The 6,669-nt window shown below is 69.6% G+C and carries 7 protein-coding genes; 3 read left to right on the top strand and 4 right to left on the bottom strand.

The genetic code is table 11. The annotated features are described in order from the left end of the window. Positions 1–587: 587 nt before the first annotated feature. Together IEZ08_RS38655 and IEZ08_RS38650 are read left to right on the top strand one after the other, a co-directional pair. A complete protein-coding gene (locus IEZ08_RS38655; RefSeq protein WP_203863727.1) occupies positions 588–1,271 on the top strand; it encodes a class I SAM-dependent methyltransferase in 684 nt (227 codons plus the stop codon). 286 nt (positions 1,272–1,557) lie between these two features. Next, entirely contained in the window at positions 1,558–2,505 is a 948-nt protein-coding gene (locus tag IEZ08_RS38650; RefSeq protein ID WP_068923120.1) for a WD40 repeat domain-containing protein, read from the top strand. Between the two features lie 114 nt (positions 2,506–2,619). Here IEZ08_RS38650 and IEZ08_RS38645 read toward each other — a convergent pair whose 3' ends face one another. The 4 genes from IEZ08_RS38645 to IEZ08_RS38630 all read right to left on the bottom strand — a co-directional run bounded on the left by IEZ08_RS38645 (position 2,620) and on the right by IEZ08_RS38630 (position 6,109). Further along, a complete protein-coding gene (locus tag IEZ08_RS38645) occupies positions 2,620–3,567 on the bottom strand; it encodes a hypothetical protein (RefSeq protein ID WP_189244211.1) in 948 nt (315 codons plus the stop codon). 91 nt (positions 3,568–3,658) lie between these two features. Then, the gene (locus tag IEZ08_RS38640) at positions 3,659–4,219 is read right to left on the bottom strand and encodes a suppressor of fused domain protein (RefSeq protein ID WP_068923122.1); all 561 of its coding nucleotides are present in this window, start codon (positions 4,217–4,219) and stop codon (positions 3,659–3,661) included. A gap of 263 nt (positions 4,220–4,482) precedes the next feature. Next, entirely contained in the window at positions 4,483–4,728 is a 246-nt protein-coding gene (locus tag IEZ08_RS38635) for a hypothetical protein (RefSeq protein WP_068923123.1), read from the bottom strand. Between the two features lie 94 nt (positions 4,729–4,822). Beyond that, entirely contained in the window at positions 4,823–6,109 is a 1,287-nt protein-coding gene (locus tag IEZ08_RS38630) for a WD40 repeat domain-containing protein (RefSeq protein ID WP_189244210.1), read from the bottom strand. Positions 6,110–6,225: 116 nt separating this feature from the next. Between IEZ08_RS38630 and IEZ08_RS38625 the strand changes: the two genes are divergently transcribed. Further along, on the top strand, positions 6,226–6,390 hold the full coding sequence (locus IEZ08_RS38625) for a hypothetical protein (protein ID WP_176728468.1): 165 nt from the start codon (positions 6,226–6,228) through the stop codon (positions 6,388–6,390). The last annotated feature ends 279 nt before the right edge of the window (positions 6,391–6,669 follow it).

Genomic DNA, 6,669 nt, shown 5'->3' with positions numbered 1-6,669 from the left:
TCGGGGGTGGGTCACGATTCCGCCGGAATCACAGGGTCAGTCTTCAGCCGGAACCGACATGAGCACCATTCGTTGTGCGGCATGCCTCACCGGTGCGCCTCCGGGCGATGGGATCGGGGCAGGGGCATCGCTTCTCTCTTTTCTGCGGTCGACGGCCGCCGTCCTCGGCGGGCGCCCCGGACGGGGCGGGGCACGGGCTGCGGCCGGGTGCGATGTCATGCGGGCGCCGCCGGCCGCGACGGCGGGTAGGCGCGACGGGTGCGCATGCCGCCTGGTGCGTGGGGGGTTCCTCGCCGTGCCGGCAATCCGGCCGCCCACGGTGAATGTCGTTGTACGGTGGACAACGACAAGCTATTGTACGGTGAACAACATGGTCAAGAAATCTGTGTCCGGTACTTTTCCGGATCCTCGACCGGCTGACCGCCCTGCAGCCGAGATGACCGGCGCCTGCGGCCACCGGTGTACTCGATCACCTGCCCGGTGCCACGGCGCATGAGCGGGCGCAGCGGATCAGGTCCGACTCCTCGCCGCCCCTGGCCTGCTCATCACCATGCTGGTCACCGGCGCCGGTACCGATGGGACCCATCATGAACCTGCTCGATGACGAGGCGCTTGAGCGCTCCTCGGTGGTGGCCAACTGCCGGATGAACCGGGAGCGCCGCCTGCCCGCCTACAACCGTGAGCTGGGCATCGACGTGGTGGACGTCCTGCAGTCGCGGCAGCTGTCCTCCGGACGGGCGGCGCGCTGGCTGGATCTGTGCTGCGGCACGGCCAGTGCCCTCATCGAGGTCGCCGATCTGCTCAGGGACGAAACCGAGATCGTGGGGGTGGATCTGGTCGACTTCTTCGCGGGCCCGTCCAGGCCGCCAGGGCTGCGGTTGGTGACCGCCTCGATCACCGCGTGGGAAGCCATCGAGCCCGCCGAACCCTTCGATCTGATCACTTGCGTCCACGGCCTCCACTACGTCGGCGATCGGCTCGGAGTGATCGCCGGGGCTGCCGCCCGGCTCGCTGACGACGGCCTGTTCGTCGCGAACTTCGACGTGCGCGGCATCATCCTGGAAAACGGCGCGCCCGCCGGACGCCGCCTCAGTGTGGACCTTCGGAAGGGCGGGCTGGTCTACGACACCAGGCGCCGCCGGATCACCTGCCGGGGCCGGCGCGTCGTCGAGCTGCCCTATCGCTACCTGGGCGCCGACGACCGAGCCGGCCCCAACTACACCGGTCAGCCGGCAGTGAACTCCTACTATCGTCACACGGCGGGCCAATGATCGTCAGGCGAGAAGTGATCGTCAGGCGAGAAACGCGCCGGCACCGTTGCGTTACGCGACCAGCGGCGTGTCAACAGGGTGACAACACGAAACACCGGTATCGCTGGCGCCGTCATAGGCTGTCGTCGTGACCGGGCATGCTGACATCGATGTGGGCCCAGCCCGGCAGGCCGGTGCCGCAAGAGCCGAGCAGAGTGCTACGGCGCGCTGGGCCGTGCGATGGGTGGCCGCCTTGCCGCCCGTCTCTGCCAGGCGGCCCGCCGCCGTTGCTCCGGTGGTTCGGCAGGTGGTCACCACGGTGGTGGCCGATCGCCCACTCGTCCTGGCGCTGCGGGAGGACCTGCTGGGCACGTGGGACCTGGCCACGGGGGCGGTATCCGATCGGCCGATCAGCTTTTCGGCGCGCGACCGGCAGGGACGGCCGGTACCGGTCTACGGTTCGGCGCTGGCCACCGCCGTCGTCGACGCTCGCCCGATCGCCGTGGTCGGCCAATACGGCCCGACCGGTGCCGTGCGGCTGATGCTGTGGGACCTGGCCACCGGCCGCCCAAGCGGGGCACTTGCCGTGCCGGGGCGCGCGGCGGTGTGCGCACTGGCCACGACGACGGTCGACGGCCATCCGACGGCGGTGACGGGCGATGGCAACGGGCGGGTCAGATTATGGGATCTGGCGGGTCGCCGGGAGATTGCCCCCGTCGCTCGGCTCGGTCATGCCGACGTGGTCGCCTCAGTGGCCTCCGTGGTGCTGCAGGGCCACCCGGTCGCGGTCACCCTCAGCAGCGGAGGGTACGGCGAGCATGCGCTGCGTGTGTGGGACCTGTCCACCGGGCGGCAGGTCGGCGAGCCGCTGCACCCGGATTTCTGCTCGATGACACGGATGGCCGCGATGAGCGTGGACGGCTGGGCCATGGTCGTGACCGAAGGCGACGGGCAGCTGTGGCTGTGGGACCTGGCCGGCCGGCAACTGGTCCAGGGGCCCATCACCGACTGCCCGCGGACGGCCGGCGCGACAACAATGATCACGATGACGATTGAGGGCCGGCCCGTGGCCGTCACCGGCGGCCACGGCGGAGACGGCCGGGTACGGGTGCATCCCCTGCTGACCGGGGCGCAGGTAGCGCCAGAACCCGACGTGGTGTTCCCGCAGCCGGTAACGGCGCTGGCCGCGGCCCCGGACGACGGCCTGCTGGTCGGCTTCGGCCAGCAGATCGCCCTGCTGGAGCGGATGAGCTGATCGTGAGGACGGCTAAGCCGGTTCAACACCGGCGGACCGGGGGCCGTACTCGGTGATCAGACCTCGTCGATCACGGCGCAGCCGAATCCGCATGCTCTCACCTGCGTGCAGACCCTAGTCGAGCCGCCAGATCGACCAGCCGGGTTCGGCGACGGGATGGACCGCTGCCGGAGTCCGGGTGCGGAAGGCCAGGTGCCGCCCGGACGGTGAGACTCTGGCGTCACGGAGGTGGGGGAGGAGTCCGGTGAGCGGCAGACCGGCGACGATGTCCCACACCTGCACGCCGCCGTCGGACTCGACGACCACGCGCCGCTGATCGGCGCTCGGTGTGAGCCCGTGCACGCCCTGCACGTCGAGGGCGTGCACGATGCTCAGCGACGGCAACGCGTACCGAACGATCTTGGAGCGGAATGCGACCGTGCACGTCCGGCCGTCCGCGGCGACGATGAGTGCGCCGGGCCACCCCCAGGCCTCAAGGTCGGCATGCGGTTCCCCAAGAACATGCGGCCCCGGCTCGTGCATCGGGGCGGGATCGAGGCAGAGTGTCCACCGCTCGCCGTCGTAGCGGTACAGCAGGAGCCCGCCGGAGGGCGTCCACCCCCAGCTTTCGGCATCGAGGTCCGCGCGGTGCCCGGATCCGCGCACCTGCATGATGCACACCCCGTCGATGCCGACGGCCAGTGCCGTTCCGTCCGCGGACCACGACAGCTCGGGGGAGCAGACGAGCCGCGAGCCGGTCAGCAGCGGCCGCCAGGGCCCCGTATCCCTCCGGCGGAGAAGGAGCCAGTGGCCGCCGCAGTCGATGTGCACCACCGCCGTCGCCGAGCCGCCGTGCCACGATATCCGCCGCGGTGTGACGTCACAGCGCCGGTGGGTTCCCTCGAACCCCTCCAACGCCGCGTCGGCGATCTCCTCGCCGTCACCGAGACGGAGCGGGGATCCGCCGGCAAGGTCCACGTGCCACAGACCGGCACCGGCGTCCAGGGCCAGCAGGCGCCCCTCATCGGCGAAGGTCACGTCACAGAAACCGAGATCAAGATCGGTGATCTTCTGCAGTGCCACGGGAGGAGTATCGCAGCCGGGCGGCCCCGCCGGGGTTTCTCCTGGCGGAGCCGCCGCCGTTCGGGCAATGGGTACTGTGGCCGCCCGGGCGTCAGACGACCGCGGCGCGGGTCACGTCGTAGGGGTCCCAGTCGAGGTCCCAGAAGGCCTTGAGGCCGTTGGCCTGGATGAAGCGGCGTTCGCTGGAGTGGATGGGATAGCAGCCGGTGATGTTGACCGGCAGCTCGTCGCCGACGTCGATGCCCAGGAAGTCCTCCTGTTCCAGGGCGGCGGGGGCGAACAGCACGAAGGCATCCATGCTGCTGTCTTTGGAGATGCGCTGCCCGAAACCGAGGGTGTCGCCGTAGCCGAAGTGGCAGGGGCCGCCGCGCAGCTGCTCGGCCAGATGGGCGATCGCCCAGGCCCAGGCCTCGTCGGCGGAGCGTACGGTGATGCACAGCTCGGGGGTGCTGCGCTGCCAGGCGGGATGGCCGGACAGCGACAGGCCGTAGGTCAGGCCGGTGAGGAATCCGGGTTCCGGCTGATCGCGGTAGACGATCGCGGTGACGTCGCGCAGTCCCGGTTTGCTCGAGCGGAAGGGGACGAAGGCCGGCTCCTGTCCGCCGGACAGGCGGTCCAGGTGGGCCAGATAGCGTTCAACGCGGGTGGGCATGTGCCGATTCTGCCGTGTGACCGGTACAAGGGACGATCGGGCCCGGGCCGGTGAACGGCTTCGGCAGGGACGCCTCGGCCGGGCATCGAGGCGCGGGCACGGGGCATCGAGGCGGGCACTACGCCATTGATCACGGCTACTCACGTACGGGCCGGCGTGCCGATCGCGATGCCGCCGGGGGCGGATAGGCGGGGCCAAAGGCCACGTACGGCGCTGTCGGCACAGAGCAACGATCTACGCACGTCATGCGTGGGCGAGGATCCCTACGGCACCGTCGGCACCGTCACGACCTCGATCCATCCGTCGTCGATGCCCGTCACATGGCCAGGGATCTGTCCTGCTGGGCCCACCCCGATCGCCGGTTCCGCCTCCGCGGCGACGGCCCGCAGGAACAGCGTCGTCTGCTCAGAGGCGACGGCGCGCCACCGGCCGTAGGTGCGGAAGTTGTCCACCGTCGAGTCCTCGATGAACCCGACCAGTTGCTTGCGGTAGTACACGGGAATGTCCATAGGCTCCTTCCGAGGGCGATGGCGGGCTCTTTACCGCGGTGAGTGCCTGCCGTCTCAGATCGGGCTCTTCGGCCGGCCGTCGAGTGCCATGTCCTCAGCAGGGACTCAGTACTGCGACATCGCAGCCCAAGCCGACCAGCAGACGATCCGATGTCGCGGCCAATGCGGTGATCCGAGCCGGAAACACCGGTGCCGGGCCTGCCGGACGGCCGGTGGCCAGATCCCATACGCGCAGCCGCCCGTAGCCGTCATGCCATTCCCCGCTGATGGCCACGGGCCTGCCGGCCACGGTGACGGTGACCAGGGCGTGCGCTCTGACGTCATCGGCCATGGGCGCGCCGGCCTGCAGACCGGTCACCGCATTCCAGGTCCGCACCACATGATCCCAGCCCTTGGTGACGACCACCGGCCGCCCACCGACCGAGGCCACCGCCGCCAGGGACACTTCACACTTCTGCCCGAACGGCACTCCAATGGGTCGGCCGGTGGCCAGATCCCATACCCGCACCGTCCCGCAGTCACCCTCACCGTCGGCATCGGTCACGGTGACGGCGATCGGCTGATCGTCGGGCGATGCCGCGGCCACCGACACCAGACGGCCCTCCGTACCGAGCGGAGCCCCGATCGCAGCGCCGTTCGCCGGATCCCACAGCCGTACCGTGCCGTCCAGACATCCGGCGATCACCACCGCTCGCCCCTGCAGCACCGCAGTGGCCATGACCGGGGCGTAGCCCGCGTCGGTGAGGACCTCCCCGACCTGCTCGCCGGTGGCCGGATCCCACACGCGCACCGTTCCCTCGGGGCCGCTTCCGGTGATCACCCATGGACGATCATCGATCACTGTCACGGTCACCTGACCGGCTCCGCCCTCATCCCGCATGGGCCTGCCGATCTGCCGCCGGGTGGCCGCATCGCGCAGCCGTACGTCGCCGGCTTCATCGGCGGTGACCGCGAAACGGCCGTCCGCCGCCAGCGCCACCGCGCGGATCGCGGCCGCATGACCGGCCGCGGCCCCCGGCAGCGCACCGTCCGGCTGTGATCCGGTGGCCCAGATCGGGTTCCACCGGGCCGGCGGATGGCCCTCCAGCCGGGTCGCGGTGATCCGGGCCGCCAGATCACGCTCGCCCAGCCGCGCCGCATCCAGTGCCAGGATCTGCCGGCGGTCGGCCTCGGACATGCCACGGTGCAGGTGCGCCGACGTGCGATACACCGCCGCGATCAGGCCGCTCCGCGCGTCGGCGGCCTGCTCCAGCAGCGCATCGACCCGTTCGGGAGCTGCAATGACGAGGAACTGCGTATCGCTTCGCCGCCGGCTCAGCGCCTCTGCGTCGGGGTGCGCATACTGCTCGGACATGATCGGCAGCATACCCAGATCGATCACAGACGCCGCGGCGTCCTTGATCGCCTGAACGAGGGTTTTCGCAAACGGGCTGTCGCGTCCTGCATGCCGCCCCTGCTTCGAGCGGTGTGTCGAACTTATGGAGGAGCCGGAACCTCATGGAGGAGCCGGAACGGGATGAGTGGATAGAGGTGTATGAAGAGATCAGGAAAACTCTCTGTCTGGTGGCGCCGTCCGGTCCCGTTCCGGAGTTCCTGCTGTCCATCGAGGGGGGTGAAGCATGGCTTCGCTGGAGCGACAGGTCATTCGACGACGCGCCGTAGCCATCTCGGGTGACGGCCGAACCCCCTCTGCCGAGACCCGGGCGGGGTTTTTGTCCGGTCGCTCCAGTGATCCTTCCACTGGTCCTCTCGGAAACAGCCGACGGGCAGCTGCTCGTATCGGATAAGCGCACTCAGCGACTCGCCCGTCGATAACTCATCCCTTCTGGTCATGATGAGCGTGGTTATGGCATCGGCGTTTTCCGGAGGCGTGGTTGATGAAGGTGGCGTCCTCGGGGCGGTGTAAAAAGCTCGACGAGGTAGGTGCCGCGGGTGGATCTT

Source organism: Planobispora rosea, from assembly GCF_014648175.1.
GTDB classification, from domain to species: Bacteria; Actinomycetota; Actinomycetes; order Streptosporangiales; family Streptosporangiaceae; genus Planobispora; species Planobispora rosea.
Note: the sequence above shows the minus strand (reverse complement) of the source record. Positions and strands in the feature narration are given on the sequence as shown.

Coding starts and splice junctions, on each gene's coding strand:
- IEZ08_RS38655 (WP_203863727.1), top strand. CDS start 588: ATGAACCTGCTCGATGACGAGGCGCTTGAGCGCTCCTCGGTGGTGGCC.
- IEZ08_RS38640 (WP_068923122.1), bottom strand. CDS start 4,219: ATGCCCACCCGCGTTGAACGCTATCTGGCCCACCTGGACCGCCTGTCC.
- IEZ08_RS38635 (WP_068923123.1), bottom strand. CDS start 4,728: ATGGACATTCCCGTGTACTACCGCAAGCAACTGGTCGGGTTCATCGAG.
- IEZ08_RS38625 (WP_176728468.1), top strand. CDS start 6,226: ATGGAGGAGCCGGAACGGGATGAGTGGATAGAGGTGTATGAAGAGATC.